This window comes from Aeromicrobium wangtongii, assembly GCF_024584515.1.
Taxonomy (GTDB): Bacteria; Actinomycetota; Actinomycetes; order Propionibacteriales; family Nocardioidaceae; genus Aeromicrobium; species Aeromicrobium wangtongii.
In genome coordinates this window covers 1,661,997-1,680,790 of record NZ_CP102173.1, presented here as the reverse complement: position 1 = coordinate 1,680,790, position 18,794 = coordinate 1,661,997, and the positions used below count along the sequence as shown (strand labels likewise).

Here is an 18,794-nt window from a genome sequence, read left to right as displayed (position 1 = left end):
CCCGGCACTGGTTGGCTGAGGCCTACTCGGCGTCGTCCGCCGGGCTGACCGGAGCCTTCGGGCTGCCGTCGGGCTGCAGTCCCGCCCGCTCCCGGCGTCCCGAGACGACGAGGCTGACGACCGCCGTGATGCCCAGGATGCCGACGATCACGCCGAGGCTGAGCAGCGTCGGGATGTCGTAGACCGGGACGTGCTCGCCGCCGTTGATGAACGGCAGCTCGTTCTCGTGCAGCGCGTGCAGCACCAGCTTGACGCCGATGAAGGCCAGCAGGACCGCGAGGCCCTGCGACAGGTAGATGAGCTTGGTGAGCAGCCCGCCCAGCAGGAAGTACAGCTGGCGCAGTCCCATCAGGGCGAAGACGTTGGCCGTGAAGACGAGGTACGGCTCCTGGGTCAGGCCGTAGATCGCGGGGATGGAGTCGAGGGCGAACAGCAGGTCGGTGGTGCCCAGGGAGAGGATCACCAGGAACATCGGCGTGATGGCCCGCTTGCCGTTCTGCTTGACGAACAGCTTGAGCCCGTCCCAGTTGTCCGACACCGTGAACCGCTTGCGCGCGAGGCGGACGATCGCGTTCTCGCCGTCGTCGTCGTGGTCGGTGTCCTTGACCAGGCTGAAGGCCGTGTAGAGCAGGAATGCCCCGAAGATGTAGAAGATCCACGAGACCTGCTCGATCGCCACGGCGCCGAGCGCGATGAAGATCGCACGGAAGAACAGCGCAATGATGATGCCGACCAGCAGGGCCTCCTGCTGCAGCTTCCGCGGCACCTTGAAGCTGGCCATGATGATGATGAAGATGAACAGGTTGTCGATCGACAAGCTGTACTCGGTGAGCCAGCCGGCGAAGAACTGGAGCCCGTAGTCACCGTCCTTGCCCGGCTCGTTGTGGTACGACCAGACCCAGATCCCGAAGGCGATCGCCAGGGTGACGTAGCCGGTCAGATAGACCGCGCACTCCTTCATCGACGGTTCGTGCGGCTTGCGCGCCACGATGATCACGTCGAACAGCAGCACCGCGATCGTCACGCCGATCGTGATCGCCCATTCGGTGGTGGATACGTTCAAAAGACTTCCTCCGGTCGTCAGCACGCCGGAGGTCTCTTCCCGCCGCGAGTGCCCCAGGAGCACTCCACGGCCCGCAAGACCGGGTGACTGCAGGGAGTCACCGTGATGACGGCATTGCGATTCGGGGAATACTCCCCTCCGCGGACCATTCTTGCAGGCCGGTCCCGTCCGCGCCGTTTCGGCCGCCGTCAAGCCCGGTGTGACGAGCGAGCCGACCGGCTAGCTGGCGCCCATCGGGACGTCGTTGAGGTCGAACCACAGCCAGACGCCCACCACGACCGCCGCGCACAGCAGCACGCCGAAGGTGAGGCCGAAGACGGCAGGTCGGCGGAACCGCAGCGGGATCGACCCCGGAACCCGGCGCTCGAACTCCTTGCCGCCGATCTCGTCGCGCTCGATCGGCACCCCGGCGTGGTGCGCGATGTGCTCGAGGTCCTCGCGCGTCCACAGTCCCCCGGCGATGCGGATCGTCGCGCCGTCTGCCGCCCGGACGACGAGGACGTCCACCGTCGGCGCTGACAGCTGTTCGCCCATCGGGGCGAGCAGCCCCGTGGCGCGGTCGGTGGCGATGCTGCGGCGCCTGACGAAGAACCCGTCGTGCTCGATCCCGCCCGGCGTCAGTCGCATGACACTCGTGCGGATGTGCACGACGGCTGCGGCGACCCCACCGACCACGGCCAGGACGATCATCCCGGCGAGGAACGCCTCGAACCCGCCCTCCTTGACGGCAAACGCCGCTCGGACGCCGAAGATCGCGAGGACGGGCAGCAGCCACTTGCCGCGGGACCGCAGCCCACGGAGGTATTCCGAGGCATCTGGGCGCAGCTCAGTCACGGGCTGGTTCGGCATGCCGCCACCCTACGAGGCGGTCGCGCCGGCTGCCCGCAGCTCGAACCAGATGTCGTGCGGCCACTCGCCGGCCGGCTGCAGGCCGTTGTGGTCGAAGGCGTCCGGCGGCACCGTCTGCGGCTCGACGCAGATGGTCGACTCCGGCTCGGAGTAGACGACCCACCACGGCGAGTCCGAGGTCAGCGTCAGCTGGATAGCGCCGGGCCAGGTCAGCACCGGCGACCCGGCAACCCGGAAGCAGTCATCCCAGGGCTCCGGCTCCGGACGGACGAGTCGTCCAGTCGGCAGGCCGTCGGTGCCCCGCTCGACCATCTGCTCGGGATCGAAGGACAGCACGACCGGACCGCCGGTGGTCAGCGTCCGGGCGAACCACGGGTGCAGGCCGATCGAGCACGGCGACGTCGTGCCGTCGTCCCACGACAGCTCCACGCGCAGGCCGTCGTCGAGGAGCCGGTAGCTCAGCTGCGCGGTGCCGGACGTCGGCCACGGCTCACCGATCCTCAGGCGGTAGACGCCGTCGCCGGCGGACTCCCATGCCTCGACGTGGCCGAGCCCGTGCAGCGCGTTGCCGTCGTCGGCCAGCGGCAGCTGCCGGACGCCGGCGGGCGTCGCAAGCCGGCCGCCGCGCACGCGTCCGGCCCATGGCACCATCGGGAAGCACCCGTCGGCGATGGCCGGGTCGACGGTGGGGTCCTCGGCGTGGGCCAGCACCTCCAGCCCGTCGATGACCAGGCTCGTGAGGCGGGCGCCGCGCGACGGGTCGATCGTGGCGCGTACGCGGTCGTTCTGCAGGATGTCGGTCACACGCCCGCCTCGAGCATGCTGCGCAGCTCCTTCTTGAGATCGCTGATCTCGTCACGCAGACGGGCTGCCACCTCGAACTGCAGCTCGGCGGCCGCGGCCCGCATCTGCTCGCTGAGCTGCTCGATGAGATCGGCCAGCTCACCGGACGGCAGGTTGGCCAGATCGGCGGTGTGCTGGCCCAACGGCACCGCAGCGCCCTTGCGCCGCTTGTCGCCCGTCGCGGCCAGCAGGGTGGTCGTGTCGGCGTCCTCGCGGGCCAGCATGTCGGTGATGTCGCCGATCCGGCGACGCAACGGGGTCGGGTCGATGCCGTTCGCGGTGTTGTACGCGACCTGCTTCTCGCGGCGCCGGTTCGTCTCGTCGATCGCCATGGCCATCGAGTCGGTGATCCGGTCGGCGTACATGATGACCTGGCCGGAAACATTTCGCGCGGCACGGCCGATCGTCTGGATGAGCGAGCGTCCCGAGCGCAGGAAGCCCTCCTTGTCGGCGTCCAGGATCGCCACCAGGCTCACCTCCGGCAGGTCGAGGCCCTCGCGCAGCAGGTTGATGCCCACCAGCACGTCGTACTCACCCATGCGCAGCTCGCGCAGCAGCTCGACGCGTCGCAGGGTGTCGACCTCGCTGTGCAGGTAGCGGGTGCGGATGCCGGCCTCGAGGAGGTAGTCGGTCAGGTCCTCGGACATCTTCTTGGTCAGCGTCGTGACCAGGACCCGCTCGTCCTTGTCGGTGCGGGTGCGGATCTGGGTGATCAGGTCGTCGATCTGGCCCTTGGTGGGCTTGACGATGACCTCGGGGTCGACCAGACCGGTGGGGCGGATGATCTGCTCGACCACATCGCCCTGCACCTTCTCCATCTCGTAGTTGCCGGGCGTGGCCGACAGGTAGACGGTCTGGCCGATGCGGTCGAGGAACTCGGGCCACTTCAGCGGCCGGTTGTCCATCGCGCTGGGGAGGCGGAAGCCGTGCTCGACCAGCGACCGCTTGCGCGACATGTCGCCCTCGTACATGGCGCCGATCTGCGGGATCGTCACGTGTGACTCGTCGACGACCAGCACGAAGTCGTCCGGGAAGTAGTCGAGCAGGCAGTGACCCGGGGTGCCGGGCCCGCGCTGGTCCATGTGGCGCGAGTAGTTCTCGATGCCGGCGCAGGTGCCGACCTGCTCCATCATCTCGATGTCGTAGGTCGTGCGCATGCGCAATCGCTGGGCCTCGAGCAGCTTGCCCTCGCCCTCGAGCTCGGCGAGACGCTCCTCCAGCTCGATCTTGATGGTCTCGATCGCGCGGCGCATCGTCGCGGGACCGGCCGCGTAGTGCGTCGCCGAGCCGACGTACAGCTCCTTGTCGTCGCTGAGGACCTCGCCGGTCAGCGGGTGCAGGGTCATGAGGCGCTCGATCTCGTCGCCGAAGAACTCCACCCGCACGGCGTGCTCCTGGTACACCGGGAAGATCTCGACGGTGTCGCCCTTGACCCGGAACGTGCCTCGCGTCGTGGCCACGTCGTTGCGGACGTACTGCGCCTCGACGAGCGTCCGGAGCAGCTTCTCGCGCGGCATCTCCTCGCCGACCTTGAAGCCGATCATGCGCTCGAGGTACTCCTGCGCCGAGCCGAGGCCGTAGATGCACGAGACCGTCGCGACGACGATGACGTCACGGCGCGTCAGCAGCGACCAGGTGGCCGAGTGCCGCAGCCGCTCGACCTCCTCGTTGATCGAGGAGTCCTTCTCGATGTAGGTGTCGCTCTGCGCGATGTACGCCTCGGGCTGGTAGTAGTCGTAGTACGACACGAAGTACTCGACGGCGTTGTTGGGCAGCAGCTCACGCAGCTCGTTGGCGAACTGGGCCGCGAGCAGCTTGTTGGGCATCATGACCAGCATCGGCCGCTGCAGGCGCTCGGCCAGCCACGCCGTCGTCGCGGTCTTGCCGGTGCCGGTGGCGCCCAGCAGGACGTTGTCCTTGGCGCCGGCCTTGATGCGTTTCTCCAGCTCGTCGATCGCGGCAGGCTGGTCGCCGGCAGGCGTGTACTCCGACACGACCTCGATGGGAGCGACCTGACGCTTCAGCTCCGAGACAGACCTCATGGAACGAGCCTACGACCCGGTCCCGACAAAGACGTTCTAGAGTGACTGCATGGCCGTCTCGGAACGCCGCGCAGAGCGGAAGAGGGAGATCCTCCAGGCAACGCGCGCGCTGTTCGACGAACGCGGCGTCCGGGATGCACAGATCGAGGACATCGCCCGCGCGGTCGGCATCAACCGGGCCATCATCTACCGGCACTTCTCCGGCAAGGAAGAACTGTTCGCCGAGACCCTCGTCGGCTACCTGCAGGAGCTCGACCACACGCTCGCCGACGCGGACGACCCGACGGCCGATCCCGAGGCGCGGCTGGCGACCATCACGTCGACGTTCCTGGACTTCGGCTCGTCCCTGCCGGCCTTCGTCGACTGCGCGCAAGCGCTGCTGCGGCGCCGCGGCGAGGAGCTCATGGACGAGGTCAGCCAGCGGGTCATGATCGATCTCGGTGTCGCGATGACCAGCTGCCTCAACCACGCCGTCGAGATCCTCGAGGCCGGCATCGCCACCGGACAGTTCAAGGTCCGCGACCCGCACCTGCTGGCCAACATCTACTACACCCAGGCCCTGGGCGTGCTGAACCTCGCGACGCTCCAGCTGTCGGTGCGCGAGGAGAACCCCGGTCTCCCGACGGTCGACGCCGTCCCCTTCGACGAGGTCAAGTCACTGACGCTGCTGTCGGTCGTCTCGATGGCCCGCGGCCCGCGCGACGCCGCCGACTGACCCGCTCGCGGACGGTCAGCGACGTCCGAGGGTGAAGTAGGCCAGCGGGCCGACGGGCTGGACGAACGACACCAGGCGCCACACGAGCTTGGGACCACGCACGTCCTCGGCGGGACGCTTCGCCAGATCGCGCCACGCAGCGGCCGTGGCAGCCGCCTCGAGCGCGCCGGCGACGTACACCGCACGCCGCTGGCCGGGAGTCAGATCTGACCAACGCTTCTTCTTCATGCTCGACATGGCGCCAGCCTAGCGAGGCCGAAAGACGACCGATCTTTCGGCGTTCACGCCGTCCTGGCGACGCAAACGCAGAGACATCCGCCCCCGAGTGAACGGATGTCTCTGCGTTGGTGCTGCCCCGGCTGCCGAAAGGCCGAAAGATCGGTCCCCCGGCGGGCGCCTCAGGCCTCGAGGATCGCGACGACGCCCTGGCCGCCGGCTGCGCAGATGGAGATCAGGCCGCGGCTGCCCGGGCCCTTCTCGTGCAGCAGCTTGGCCAGGTTGGCGATGATCCGGCCGCCGGTCGCGGCGAACGGGTGCGCCGCCGCGAGGGACGAGCCCTTCACGTTCAGCTTTGAGCGGTCGATCGCGCCGAGCGGCTCGTCCAGTCCCAGCTTCTCCTTGCAGAACTGCGGGTCCTCCCACGCCGCGAGGGTCGTCAGCACCTGGCCGGCGAATGCCTCGTGGATCTCGTAGAAGTCGAAGTCCTGCAGCGTCAGGCCCTGGCGCTCGAGCATGCGCGGCACGGCGTACACCGGGGCCATCAGCAGGCCCTCGGCGCCGGAGACGTAGTCGACCGCGGCCGTCTCGTAGTCCACGAAGAACGCCTGCGGGGTCCAGCCGCGCTTCTCGGCCTCGTCCTCGGAGGCGAGCAGGACGACCGAGGCACCGTCGGACAGCGGCGTCGAGTTGGCCGCGGTCATGGTCGCCTCGTCACCGAAGGACTTGCCGAACACCGGCTTGAGCTTCGCGAGCTTCTCCAGGCTCGAGTCGGGACGCAGGTTGTTGTCCTTGTCGACGCCGTGGAACGGGGTGACCAGGTCGTCCTGCCAGCCCTCGTCGTACGACGCGGCCAGGTTCTGGTGCGAGGCGACCGCGAGCTCGTCCTGCGCCTCGCGGGTGATGCCCCACTCCTTGGTGGTGATGGCCTGGCTGTCACCCATCGACAGGCCCGTGCGCGGCTCGGCGTTGCGGGGCTGGTCGGGCGCGAGATGACCCGGACGGATCTTGGCGAACGCCGCCAGGCGCGCCTTGGCGTCCTTGGCGCGGTTGGCCTCCAGGAGGATCTTGCGCAGCTTGTCGCCGATGGCCAGCGGGGCGTCCGAGGTCGTGTCGGAGCCGCCTGCGATGCCGTTCTCGATCTTGCCGAGGGCGATCTTGTTGGCGACCAGGACGGCGGCCTGGATGCCGGTGTCGCACGCCTGCTGGACGTCGAAGGCCGGCGTGTCGGGCGACAGCTTGGAGCCCAGGACGGTCTCGCGGGCCAGGTTGAAGTCGCGGCTGTGCTTGAGCACCGCGCCGGCGGCGAACTCGCCGACCCGCTCCCCCTGCAGGCCGAACCGGTTGACCAGACCGTCGAGCGCCGCGGTCAGCATGTCCTGGTTCGACACGTCGGTGTAGACGGTGTTGGAGCGCGCGAACGGGATGCGGTTGCCGCCGATGACGGCGACGCGGCGCACCTGCTGCGGCGTGGCTCCGGATGACTTCTTGGCTGGGGTGGTGTCCGCCATGGCGGTCTCCTCGATCTTCGTGAACAGTGGAACCAGAACGTGATGAGCGCCGCATGTCAGCTGGTGGACCGGCGCTGAATCTTGAGGCTACAGTTTCAGCAGCATTCCAGATACCAATGGTATCCGAGAGATAGGACACACCCAAGTCATGACTGATCGTTACCAGTCGCTCGCGCAGAACCCGATCGGCAAGTTCATCGTCACGAACCTGGGACTGCCCAATCCCCCCGTGCTGGAGCGCTGGACCGAAGGGGCCCCGCTCGTCAAGGGCACTGTCCTCATCGGTGCCGCCCCGGGCAGCACCCTGGGCAAGAAGCTCAACGCGACGCTCAAGTCCAGCGGCATCGAGGCGGTCGGCGTCCGCGCCGACAGCAAGAAGTACAAGGGCCTCGTCTTCGACGCGACCGGCATCTCCGACACCGCCGGCCTCGCCGCGATGCAGCAGTTCTTCACCCCCGCGATGCGCAGCCTCGCGTCCAACGGACGCCTCGTGGTCATCGGCACCCTGCCCGAGCAGGCCGAGTCCGAGACGGCCGCGATCGCCCAGCGCGCGCTCGAGGGCTTCGTCCGCTCTGCGGGCAAGGAGATCGGCGGCAACGGCAGCACGGCCAACCTGGTCTATGCCGGCCAGGGCACCGAGGACGCGCTCACCTCGACGCTGGAGTTCCTGCTCTCCCCCAAGTCCGCCTTCGTCTCGGGGCAGGTCATCCGCCTCGGCCTGACCGAGCTCGTCGACGCCGATCCGGTCGCCGACCCGAGCAAGCCGCTGGCCGGCAAGGTCGCACTCATCACCGGCGCCTCCCGCGGCCTCGGTGCCGCGATGGCGCGCACGCTGCACCGCGACGGCGCCGACATCGTCGGACTGGACGTCCCGGCCCTCAAGGACGATCTCGACGCCCTCATGAGCGAGCTCGGCGGCACGTCGATCGCCGAGGACATCACCGCCGAGGACGCCCCGCAGGTCATCGCCAAGGCCCTCAAGGACGCGCACGGCGGCGTCGACATCGTGGTGCACAACGCCGGCATCACGCGCGACAAGCGGCTCAAGAACATGAAGACGGAGAACTGGAACCTGGTCATCGACATCAGCGTCGGTGCCCCCCAGCGCATCACCGCCGAGCTGCTCGACCAGAAGCTGCTGCGCAAGGGTGGCCGCGTCATCGGCATCTCGTCGATCGCCGGCATCGCGGGCAACAACGGCCAGACCAGCTACGGCACCGCCAAGGCCGGCGTCATCGGCTTCGTCGACGACCTGTCCAAGCGGGTCGCCAAGGACGGCATCACGGTCAACGCGATCGCGCCGGGCTTCATCGAGACCGACATGGTCAAGACGATGCCGCTGGGCATCCGGGAGGCCGGCCGCCGGCTCAGCTCGCTGTCGCAGGGCGGCCAGCCGATCGACGTCGCCGAGGCCATCGCCTGGTACGCCAACCCGGGGTCGTCCGCGATCTCGGGCAATGTCGTGCGCGTGTGCGGCCAGGCCCTGATCGGCGCCTGACGTGACGACCCGCGTCTTCACCTCGGCACCGGCCACGCTGCCGCTGATGCTCAAGGCAGCACTGCCGGCCATCCCCGTGGCGGGCGGCCTGCCCGGCATCAAGCACGCCACGGGCACGACGCCCGACCTCGTGCTGGAGCGGCACGGCGTCACCACCGACCGGCGGCACCTGGACGCCTACAACGAGGTCTGCGGGTTCCCGCGCGGGGACGTGCTGCCGACGACCTACCCGCACATGGCGGCCTTTGCCCTGCACATGACGCTGATGACCGACACGTCGTTCCCGTTCGCCCCGATGGGGCTGGTGCACCTGCGCAACACCATCACGCAGCACCGTCCGATCCGGGTCGACGAGTCCTTCGACGTCTCGGTGCACGCCGCCGACCTGCGCCCGCACGCCAAGGGCTCGCTGATCGACATCGTGACCGTGGCGACGATCCCTTCGACAGGCTCAGGGGGTGGCTCGACAGGCTCAGGGGGCGGCTCGACAGGCTCAGGGGGCAGCGAGGTCGTGTGGGAGGAGACGATGACGCTCTTCTGCCGGCACAAGGGCGGCAGCGCCGAGACGACCCCGGCTCCGCTCGCCGGGGTGGAGGCACCGGCGGGCGTCGTCCACTGGAAGCTGGCCGGCGACCTGGGTCGGCGGTACGCCGCGGTGTCGGGCGACCGCAACCCGATCCATCTCTACCCGCTGACGGCCAAGGCGTTCGGCTTCCCGACCAACATCGCCCACGGCATGTGGACGCTGGCCCGCAGCCTGGCGGCGGTGCAGAACAAGCTGCCGGAGTCGTTCACCAACGTCGCGGAGTTCCGCAAGCCGATCCTGCTGCCCAGCACGGTCGTGTTCGGCTCGTCCACCGACGGCGACGTCCTCACCTTCGGGGTCAAGGGCACCAAGAAGCCCGTGACCCACCTGGTGGGACAGGTCAGGGTTTGATCCGGCGGATCAACCCCTCCTGCGCGACCGACGCCACGAGCGTGCCGTCCTCGCTGAAGACCCGGGCGGTGCTGAGGCCACGGGCGCCGGACGCCGACGGTGACGTCTGGTCGTACAGCAGCCACTGATCGGCCTGCACCGGACGGTGGAACCAGATCGTGTGGTCCAGCGATGCCGGCTGGACGCGGTCGGAGCCGATGAACTGCCCGTGCGGCACCAGGCTCGCGCCGAGCAGGCTCAGGTCGCTGATGTAGGCGAAGGCGGCGTTGTGGATGATCCGCGACTCGGGCAGGGTGCCGTTGGCCCTGAACCACAGGCGCTGCACCGCCGGCACCAGCTCACGCTGGGGATCGTCCTGCGGGCGGTTGTCGCCGATGTAGCGCATGTCGAACGCCGACCACTCCTTCGTCCAGTGCGCCACAGCCTCCGGGCCGCGCAGCTGGATGATGTCGATCAGGGGGGTCGACTCGTCGGGCGCCGGGACGTCGGGCATCCGGTCCTGGTGGTCCCAGCCGTCCTCCTCGACCTGGAACGAGGCGGTCATGTAGAAGATGATCTCGCCGTGCTGGCGGGCTGCGACGCGCCGCGTCGTGAAGGAGCGGCCGTCGCGGACGTTCTCGACGTCGTAGATGATCGGGATGCTCGGATCGCCGCCGAGGATGAAGTACAGGTGCAGCGAGTGCACGAACCGGTCCTCGGGGACGGTCAGCTGTGCGGCCATCAGGGCCTGCGCGGCCACCTGTCCCCCGAAGACGCGCTTGAGCGAGGACCCCGCGGGCTGCGAGCCCCGGAACAGGCCCACCTCCAGACGCTCGAGATCCAGCAGGCCGATGACTTCGTCGAGTGATGCGGGCACACCCGCACCCTACCGTCAGGCGAAGGCTAGCTCTGATCGTCCTTGCGCTGGCGCGCAGGCTAGCTCTGATCGTCCTTGCGCTGGCGCGCAAGGAACTGCTCGAACTGGTCGGCCAGCTCGTCGCCGCTGGGCAGGTCCTCGTCGCTGGCCAGCAGCGACTGGGCGGCACCGCGGGTGAAGGCGTCGTACTGCTCCTCCAGCCCGCTGAGCACGCTCGCGCCGCCCTGCTCCTCGATCTGCTCCTCGATCTCCTTGAGGGCATCGTCCTGACGGACGCGCAGCGGCTCGACGTCGATGTTCAGGCCCGTGCGGTCGACCAGCGCGTCGATCAGCGCCAGCGCCGCCGGCGGGTACTCGATCTGCGCCAGGTAGTGCGGCACGTGCACGACGTAGCCGGCCGCGTCGTGGCCCCACTGGCCGAGGCGGTACTCCAGCAGCGACTGCGCGGAGGCGGGGACGGTCACCTGGGCCGACCACAGGTTCTGCCGGTCGACCAGCTCGGGGCGGTTGCCGTGGGCGGTGATCATCGACGGCCGCGTGTGCGGGACGCCCATCGGGACCGCGGCGAGGCCGAGGGTCAGCGGGATGTCGTTGTCCTCGATGACGTCGTGCACCTCGTCGATGAACCGCTCCCACAGGAAGTCGGGCTCCGGTCCGGTCAGCAGGAAGTACGGCTCACCGTTGACGTCGCGCTCCAGCACGATCTGCAGCGTCGGGGCCTCGTAGTCGGTGTAGTGGTTGTCGCGGAACGACATCATCGGACGGCGGGCGCGGTAGTCGAACATCTCGTCGAGGTCGAACTCGTGCACGAGCTCGCCGCGGCCGGTGCTGAGCTGGTTGGCGGCCAGACGGGTGGCCGACCCAGCCCCCAAGAACCCGTCGAGCGCGTGGATCAGGATCGGACCGGAGCCGTCACCACCGCGGGGCTGCTCCTGCGAACGTCGTGATCGCCAGTTCATCATGCCCACCTCAACCACTCACCCTTCGGCGCTATTCCGGCCGAGCGCGGCGAGGGCGTCATCGGCGACGGACTGGGCCGTCAGCCCCAGCCGTTGCAGGATGACATCGCGCTTGGCGTGGTCGAGGAACTCCTGCTCGACACCGTGGACGCGGATGGGGGTGTCGATCTCGGCATCGCGGACGGCCTGCGTGAACGCGGCGCCCACACCGCCCTGACGGCCGTTGTCCTCCAACGTCACGACCAGGCGGTGATCGGCGGCCAGGCGGACGAGCTCGGGATCGATCGGCTTGACCCAGCGCGGGTCGACGACGGTGACGCCGTGACCCTGGGCCCGCAGCAGCTCGGCGACGTCGAGTCCCAGCTGGGCGAAGGCGCCGACCGCGACGACCAGCACATCGGCCGTCTCGTCGCGGGACAGCACATCGCACACGCCGACGCGCTCGAGGGCGGGGATGTCCTCGCACACCGCACCCTTGGCGAACCGGACGACCGTGGGGGCGTCGTCGACATCGACGGCCTCGCGCAGCAGCTCACGCAACCGGGACCCGTCACGGGGAGCCGCGAGGCGCAGGCCGGGGACGATCTGCAGCAACGACATGTCCCACATGCCGTTGTGGCTGGCGCCGTCGTCGCCGGTCACACCGGCACGGTCCAGCACGAAGGTCACGCCGCACTTGTGCAGCGCCACGTCGAGCAGCACCTGGTCGAAGGCGCGGTTGATGAAGGTCGCGTAGACGGCCACGACGGGGTGCAGACCGCCCATCGCCAGGCCTGCGGCGCTGGTGACGGCGTGCTGCTCCGCGATGCCGACGTCGAACACGCGGTCGGGGAACTTGTCCGCGAAGGCGTCCAGCCCGACGGGGTAGAGCATCGCGGCGGTGATGCCGACGACATCGGGGCGCTCGTCGGCGATGCGGACGATCTCGTCGCGGAACACCGAGGTCCAGCCGGCGGGCGCGATGTTCAGGGCATCGCCGGTGGCGCGGTCGAACGGGCCGGCCTGGTGCATCTGGTCGTTCTCGTTGGCCACGGCGATGTCGTAGCCGTGCCCCTTGGTGGTCAGGACGTGCACCATGACGGGGCCGCCGAACCGCTTGGCCTGCGTCAGCGCGTGCTCCAGCGATGCGCGGTCGTGGCCGTCGACGGGGCCGATGTACTTCAGCCCGAGGTCCTCGAACATGCCCTGCGGCGCGAGGGCGTCCTTGACGCCCTTCTTGATCGCGTGCAGCGCCTCGTACGCCTGGGTGCCGCCGAACCGCGTGCGGTTGAGGCGGTCCTTGATCGCGCTGAGCGTCGGTTCGTACTTGGGGTTGGTGCGGATCGTGGTCAGCCGGTTCGCGAGGCCGCCGACGGTCGGGGTGTAGGAGCGTCCGTTGTCGTTGACGATCACCACGAGGCGGCGGTCCTGGTCGGCCGCGATGTTGTTCAGGGCCTCCCACGCCATGCCACCGGTCAGCGCGCCGTCGCCGATCACGGCGACGACGTGATCGTCCTTGCCGAGCAGGGCGTTGGCCTTGGCCATGCCATCGGCGTACGACAGGCTCGTGGACGCGTGCGAGTTCTCGACCCAGTCGTGCTCGGACTCGGCTTGGCAGGGGTAGCCGGAGAGGCCGCCCTCCTTGCGCAGCGTCGCGAACTGGCCGGCGCGGCCGGTCAGCATCTTGTGCACGTACGACTGGTGGCCGGTGTCCCACACGACGCGGTCCGCCGGGGACTCGAAGACCCGATGGATCGCGATGCCGAGCTCGACGACTCCCAGGTTGGGGCCCAGATGCCCACCGTTCGCGGCGACCGTCGTGATCAGCAGCTCGCGGATCTCGGCGGCGAGCCGAGTCAGCTCGTCATCGTCCAGGCCACGCAGATCGGCGGGTCCGGACAGGTGATCCAGGATGCTCTCGCCTGTCTTCCGTCCGTTGTCCACACCCAGCAGTCTATCGATGTGCCCCCAGACCGCTGGCCGACGGGAGGTCGAACACCGCGATCGTCGGCTGCTCGAGGCTGCCCATCCAGATCTGTCCGCCGACCTGCCGGACTCCTGTCGCCATGCCGAACCGGTCGTGCCGGCCGGCCACGTCGTGCACGAGGTGCCCGTCGACGTCGTAGGCGTGGATGCGGATCAGCTTCTTGGCGTGCGGCTGGGCCCAGGCGGGCAGCGCCCAGACGATCGATCGCAGCACCGGCGTCTTGGGCAGCAGGACGTCCAGCAGCTTGTCGCGGGGCGAGGCGATCGTCACCCAGATGTTGCCGTCCTCCCCTGTCGAGATGTTGTCGGGGAATCCCGGCAGGACCGGACCGAACGGCTCGATCGGGCCCGTCTGCCGTCCCGACAGCCACACCCGGTGCAGCATGTACGCGCCCGTCTCGGCCACGACGACGAACGACTCGTCCGAGGCGAGCGCCACACCGTTGGCGAACGCCAGCCCGTCCATCAGCAGCGTCAGCGTGCCGTCGATGTCGCGGCGGAACAGCCTGCCGGTGGGGCGGTGCTCGATCAGGTCGCCGAGCCAGTGGTCGATCTCGAACTTCGTCGAGCTGTCGGTGAAGTAGATCGTCCCGTCCGCGGCGACCGCGGCGTTGTTGCAGAAGATGAATCGAGCGCCCTCGAAGGAGTCAGCCAGGACCTCGATCCCGCCCTCTTCGCCGACGTGCAGCAGGCCGCGGTGGGCGTCGCACACCACGTAGCCACCCGCGGGGTGGTGCTCGATGCCCAGTGGCCGGCCGCCGGTCTGGGCGATCTCGGAGGAGCCCCCGGTCACCGGGTCGATCGCCACGATGCGGCCATCGGCGAGCCCCGTCACCACGTGGCCGTCGTCGCGGACCAGGACGTCCTCGGTGCCATCACCCGGTGCGGTGCGCACCCGCAGGTTCGACGGCTTCACCGGAGTGCCCGCCGGGCCTGCCGGCGGTGGGGTCCACCGAGCTGGGCGCACCTGTGGCTTGGTCATTTCCGAACTCTACGGGGTGGAACCGATGTCGCGATAGCGTCCGCGCACATGGACCATCGCCTCGCCGGCGCCGACCTCGACGTGCTCGACGACCCCCTCGACCAGCAGCCCCCAGCCGACGTGGCGCGGCGGCGCGTCGACGCGTCGGACGCCGAGCCAGCCGGCCGTGTCCGCCAGCACCGGCCCCCAGTCGCTGTCGGTCCATGATCCGAGGCGAAAACGCCCACCCGGCGCAGGCGCCGTGCCGGCGAATGCGTCGGCCAGGAAACGGTGCTCGGAGCCCAGCACGTTGACGACCCAGGTGTCCGGATCGGCGTCCCAGAAGTCGGAGTCGGCATCGACCAGGCCCAGCACGTGCGCGGGCTCCCCGTCGGCCACCAGCAGCGACGAGATCGTCAGGCCCTCCCGGCCGGCGCCGGAGCCGGTCGTCCAGACCGTGACGGGCGACGGCAGCCGGCCGCGCAACCGGCGCAGCGGGTCACGCTCGCCCTCGGGCGGCACGAACGGGTGGTCGGAGTGGATGGTCACGAGATCAACCGTAGGCCGCGGCCCTCCTGTTGACTTAGTTCAAGACTCGTATTAAACATGAAGCATGACAGCAGACCTCGTCCTCGGCATCGACTCGTCGACCCAGTCGACCAAGGCGGTCCTCGTGGACGCGGCGACCGGCGAGGTCGTCGCGCAGCAGTCCGCGAAGCACCCCGCCGGCACGGCCGTCGACCCGCGCGCCTGGCTGGACGCCTTCGACGCCGCCACCGACGGCCTGCTCCCCCGCGCGTCCGCCCTGGCGGTCGGTGGACAGCAGCACGGCATGGTGGCGCTGGACGCCTCCGGCGAGCCCGTCCATGACGCCCTGCTGTGGAACGACACCCGCTCGGCCCAAGAGGCCCACGACCTGATCGCCGAGCTCGGCGGGCCGCAGGCCTGCGCCGACGCGATCGGCAGCGTCCTGGTCGCGTCGTTCACCTCGACCAAGCTGCGCTGGCTGCGCGATCACGAGCCGGACGCCGCGAAGCGCACGCACGAGGTGCTGCTCCCCCACGACTACGTCTCGCGCCACGTCACCGGCGGCGATGCCTTCACCGACCGCGGCGACGCCTCGGGCACCGGCTACTTCTCGACCGCCGACGACGCCTGGCGTCCCGAGCTCGCCGAGTCGGCCCTGGGCCACCCGGTCGCGCTCCCCCGCATCGTGGGGCCGTCCGAGATCGCAGCCACCACGGCATCGGGTCTGGTCGTCGGCGCCGGGACGGGCGACAACATGGCCGGCGCCCTGGCGCTCGACCTCGGTCCCGGTGACGTCCTGGTCTCGATCGGCACCTCCGGCGTCGCATCGGCGGTCAGCGCGACCCGCATCGCGGACGGCACCGGATCGGTCACCGGCTTCGCCGACGCCACCGGACGCTTCCTCCCGATGGCCACGACGATGAACGCCGCCCGCATCCTCGACCTCCAGTGCGCGCTGCTGGGCGTCGACCACCACGAGCTCGGCCGGCTGGCGCTCGCCGCGCCGTCCGGCGCCAACGGGCTGACGATCTCCCCCTACTACGCGGGTGAGCGCACCCCGAACCGTCCGCACGCGACCGGAACGTGGGCCGGGCTGACCGCCTCGACGTCGCGCGAGGACCTGGCACGGGCGGCCTTCGAGTCGCTGCTGTGCTCGCTGGCCGACGCCGTCGACCTGCTGACCGGCATGACCGGCGAGCCCGCGCGGCGCATCCTGATGGTGGGCGGCGCCGCCGGCAACCCCGCCGTCCACGCTCTCGCCCCCGCGATCCTCGGCGCCCCCGTCACGGTGCCCGCACCGGGCGAGTACGTCGCGCTCGGCGCGGCCCGCCAAGCCGCCTGGGCGCTGTCCGGCTCCACCGAGCCGCCGGCGTGGCAGCCGCCCTCCGCCGAGACCCACACCGCAGAACCGACCCCTCTCGTGCGTGAGGCCTACGCACAGCTGCGCAACCGTACGTCCGACTGGTCCTGACGGACCCTTACCGATTGGCACGAGATGACCATCCCCACCCCCTCCCCGTCCGACAAGTTCTCCTTCGGCCTGTGGACCGTCGCCTACCCGGGCCGCGACCCGTTCGGTGAGCCCACCCGCGCCGACATGGACCCGATCTACGCGCTGGAGAACCTCGCGCGTCTCGGTGCGTACGGCGTCAACTTCCACGACGACGACCTGATCCCCTTCGGCACCGACGACGCCGGTCGCGAGCAGATCATCAAGCGCTGGAAGCAGGGCCTGGACGACACCGGCCTGGTCGTCACGACCGCGACCACCAACCTGTTCACGCACCCCGTGTTCAAGGACGGCGGCTTCACGTCCAACGACCGCGACGTCCGCCGGTTCGCGATCCGCAAGGTCATGCGCAACATCGACCTGGCCGCCGAGCTCGGCGCCAAGGTGTACGTCGCCTGGGGCGGCCGTGAGGGTGCCGAGTCCGGCGCCGCCAAGGACATCGCCGCCGCGCTCGACCGCTACCGCGAGGCCTTCAACATCCTCGGCGAGTTCGTGCACGACAAGGGCTACGACATGAAGTTCGCGATCGAGCCCAAGCCCAACGAGCCCCGCGGCGACATCCTGCTGCCGACGATCGGTCACGCACTGGCCTTCATCAACACCCTCGACCGCTCCGAGAACGTGGGCGTCAACCCCGAGATCGGGCACGAGGAGATGGCCGGCCTCAACGCGGCGCACGGCTACGCGCAGGCGCTGTGGCAGGGCAAGCTCTTCCACATCGACCTCAACGGCCAGACCGGCCCCCGCTACGACCAGGACTTCCGCTTCGGCGCCGGCAACGTGCGTGGCGCGTTCTGGGTCGTCGACACGATCCTCGCCGGTGGCTACGACGGTCCGGTGCACTTCGACTTCAAGACGCCGCGCACCGAGGACGACAAGGGCGTGTGGGATGCGGCTGCTGCCTGCATGACCAACTACCTCATCCTGCGCGACAAGGTGCAGGCGTTCCGCGCCGACTCGGAGGTGCAGGCCGCGCTCGAGGCCGCCAAGCTGCCCGAGCTGTCGGTGCCGACGCTCAACGAGGGCGAGACCTGGTCCGACCTGGAGCAGGCCGAGATGGCCGATCCCGAGGAGCTGGCGGCCCGCGGTGCGGCGTTCGAGCACCTCGACCAGCTCGCGCTGGAGTTCCTGTACGGGGTGCGCTGAGCGTGAGCCCGACGGGTGCGCCCGCCGCCACCGAGCAGGTGCGCAGGCAGAACACGGGCCTGGTCCTGCGTTCCCTGCGCACCGAGGGGCCGGCGACGCGCACCGAGCTGGCCCGGCGCACCGGCCTGGCCAAGGCGACGGTGGGGACGATCGTGGGAGAGCTCGCGACCGTCCGCGCCGTCACCGAGGACGAGTCGGTGCCGCCGGCCGCCGGCCGCGGCCGGCCCGGCAAGCCGGTCACGCTGACCGGTGAGTCGATCCTCGGGCTGGGCCTGGAGGTCAACGTCGACTACGTCGCGGCGGTCGCGCTCGACCTGGCCGGACGCGTCAAGGTCGTCGAGACGCGACCCGTGGCGACGGCCGGCCAGCCACCCAGCACCCGTGAGCTGGTCGAGCTGGCCAGGGACGTCCGCTCGTCCCTGCTGGCCGACGGGCACACCGTCGTGCGGGCCACCGTCGCGGTGCCCGGCCTGGTCGCCCACGACAACCGCACGGTCTCGTGGGCGCCGAACCTCGGCTGGGGCGGGCGTGAGCTCGCCGCCGAGCTGGAGGCGGCCTTCGACGGCGAGTGCCCCACCACGATCGACAACGACGCGAACTGCGCGGCCCTGGCCGAGGCCTCCCACGGGGCCGCGACCGACGTGCGCGACTCGCTGTACCTGACCGGCACGATCGGCATCGGCGCCGGCATCGTCCAGCGCGGCCAGCTGCTGCGCGGGGGCGCCGGGTTCGCCGGCGAGGTCGGCCACATGCCGATCGGTGACCCCGACGCGGTCTGCGGCTGCGGACGCCTCGGCTGCTGGGAGGCCTCGGTCGGCCTGCGCGCGATGCTCGCCGCGGTCGGCATGCAGGAGCACGCCACTCCCCTGCAGACCGCCGTCCTCGTCGCCGAGCGCGCCGCGACCGACGAGGCCGTCCGTGCGGCGCTCGAGGACCTGGGCCGCGACCTCGGCCGCGGCCTGGCCACGCTGGCGGCGGTGCTCGACCCGTCCGCGATCGTCCTCGGCGGCTACTTCGTCCCCCTTGGCGAGTACGTCGTCCCGGCCGCGCAGGCAGTGCTGGCCGAGCGGATCCCCTCTGCGGGCATCCACCTGCCCGAGATCCGCCTGAGCACCCTGGGCATCCACGCTGCTGCGCTGGGCGCTGCCGAGGATGCCCTGGGCGACGTCTTCACGGGCGCCGTCTCGCTCTGACG

General features: G+C 69.9%; 17 protein-coding genes. 6 read left to right on the top strand and 11 right to left on the bottom strand.

What is annotated here, in order from left to right; genetic code table 11:
- Window positions 1–22: 22 nt before the first annotated feature.
- From NQV15_RS08330 to uvrB, 4 genes are all read right to left on the bottom strand, one after another.
- Entirely contained in the window at window positions 23–1,063 is a 1,041-nt protein-coding gene (locus NQV15_RS08330; RefSeq protein ID WP_232399359.1) for a TerC family protein, read from the bottom strand.
- A 219-nt stretch (window positions 1,064–1,282) separates the two neighbouring features.
- Complete coding sequence (locus tag NQV15_RS08325) at window positions 1,283–1,912, bottom strand: hypothetical protein (RefSeq protein ID WP_232399358.1); 630 nt, start codon at window positions 1,910–1,912, stop codon at window positions 1,283–1,285.
- 9 nt (window positions 1,913–1,921) lie between these two features.
- A complete protein-coding gene (locus NQV15_RS08320) occupies window positions 1,922–2,716 on the bottom strand; it encodes an aldose 1-epimerase (protein WP_232399357.1) in 795 nt (264 codons plus the stop codon).
- On the bottom strand, window positions 2,713–4,797 hold the full coding sequence (gene uvrB, locus NQV15_RS08315; protein ID WP_232399356.1) for an excinuclease ABC subunit UvrB: 2,085 nt from the start codon (window positions 4,795–4,797) through the stop codon (window positions 2,713–2,715). The genes NQV15_RS08320 and uvrB overlap by 4 nt, the downstream gene beginning before the upstream one ends.
- Window positions 4,798–4,846: 49 nt before the next feature.
- On the opposite strand from uvrB, the gene NQV15_RS08310 reads away from it, so the two are divergent.
- Window positions 4,847–5,512 (top strand): TetR/AcrR family transcriptional regulator, encoded by a 666-nt coding sequence (locus tag NQV15_RS08310; RefSeq protein ID WP_232399355.1) that lies wholly within the window; start codon window positions 4,847–4,849, stop codon window positions 5,510–5,512.
- Window positions 5,513–5,527: 15 nt separating this feature from the next.
- Here NQV15_RS08310 and NQV15_RS08305 read toward each other — a convergent pair whose 3' ends face one another.
- Together NQV15_RS08305 and NQV15_RS08300 are read right to left on the bottom strand one after the other, a co-directional pair.
- Complete coding sequence (locus tag NQV15_RS08305; RefSeq protein WP_232399354.1) at window positions 5,528–5,749, bottom strand: PLDc N-terminal domain-containing protein; 222 nt, start codon at window positions 5,747–5,749, stop codon at window positions 5,528–5,530.
- A gap of 161 nt (window positions 5,750–5,910) precedes the next feature.
- Window positions 5,911–7,239, bottom strand: coding sequence for an acetyl-CoA C-acetyltransferase (locus tag NQV15_RS08300; protein WP_232399353.1), 1,329 nt, complete (start codon window positions 7,237–7,239; stop codon window positions 5,911–5,913).
- Between the two features lie 148 nt (window positions 7,240–7,387).
- Between NQV15_RS08300 and NQV15_RS08295 the strand changes: the two genes are divergently transcribed.
- Window positions 7,388–8,737, top strand: a complete 1,350-nt coding sequence (locus NQV15_RS08295; protein ID WP_232399352.1) for a 3-oxoacyl-ACP reductase — start codon at window positions 7,388–7,390, stop codon at window positions 8,735–8,737.
- A gap of 1 nt (window position 8,738) precedes the next feature.
- On the top strand, window positions 8,739–9,674 hold the full coding sequence (locus tag NQV15_RS08290) for a MaoC family dehydratase (protein ID WP_232399351.1): 936 nt from the start codon (window positions 8,739–8,741) through the stop codon (window positions 9,672–9,674).
- On the opposite strand, the gene NQV15_RS08285 is transcribed toward NQV15_RS08290, so the two are convergent.
- From NQV15_RS08285 to NQV15_RS08265, 5 genes are read right to left on the bottom strand one after another with little or no spacing between them, the layout of a single operon-like run.
- Window positions 9,664–10,530, bottom strand: coding sequence for an acyl-CoA thioesterase (locus NQV15_RS08285; protein ID WP_232399350.1), 867 nt, complete (start codon window positions 10,528–10,530; stop codon window positions 9,664–9,666). The genes NQV15_RS08290 and NQV15_RS08285 overlap by 11 nt on opposite strands.
- A gap of 59 nt (window positions 10,531–10,589) precedes the next feature.
- On the bottom strand, window positions 10,590–11,489 hold the full coding sequence (locus tag NQV15_RS08280) for a PAC2 family protein (protein ID WP_232399349.1): 900 nt from the start codon (window positions 11,487–11,489) through the stop codon (window positions 10,590–10,592).
- A gap of 18 nt (window positions 11,490–11,507) precedes the next feature.
- Complete coding sequence (gene dxs, locus NQV15_RS08275; RefSeq protein WP_232399348.1) at window positions 11,508–13,412, bottom strand: 1-deoxy-D-xylulose-5-phosphate synthase; 1,905 nt, start codon at window positions 13,410–13,412, stop codon at window positions 11,508–11,510.
- A gap of 10 nt (window positions 13,413–13,422) precedes the next feature.
- Entirely contained in the window at window positions 13,423–14,436 is a 1,014-nt protein-coding gene (locus NQV15_RS08270) for an SMP-30/gluconolactonase/LRE family protein (protein WP_232399347.1), read from the bottom strand.
- A gap of 9 nt (window positions 14,437–14,445) precedes the next feature.
- A complete protein-coding gene (locus NQV15_RS08265) occupies window positions 14,446–14,964 on the bottom strand; it encodes a flavin reductase family protein (protein WP_232399346.1) in 519 nt (172 codons plus the stop codon).
- A gap of 64 nt (window positions 14,965–15,028) precedes the next feature.
- Here NQV15_RS08265 and xylB point away from each other — a divergent pair, with 64 nt between their 5' ends.
- From xylB to NQV15_RS08250, 3 genes are read left to right on the top strand one after another with little or no spacing between them, the layout of a single operon-like run.
- Entirely contained in the window at window positions 15,029–16,414 is a 1,386-nt protein-coding gene (gene xylB, locus NQV15_RS08260; RefSeq protein ID WP_232399345.1) for a xylulokinase, read from the top strand.
- A 24-nt stretch (window positions 16,415–16,438) separates the two neighbouring features.
- Window positions 16,439–17,599 (top strand): xylose isomerase, encoded by a 1,161-nt coding sequence (gene xylA / locus NQV15_RS08255; RefSeq protein WP_232399344.1) that lies wholly within the window; start codon window positions 16,439–16,441, stop codon window positions 17,597–17,599.
- Between the two features lie 2 nt (window positions 17,600–17,601).
- Entirely contained in the window at window positions 17,602–18,792 is a 1,191-nt protein-coding gene (locus tag NQV15_RS08250; RefSeq protein WP_232399343.1) for an ROK family transcriptional regulator, read from the top strand.
- Window positions 18,793–18,794: the final 2 nt, after the last annotated feature.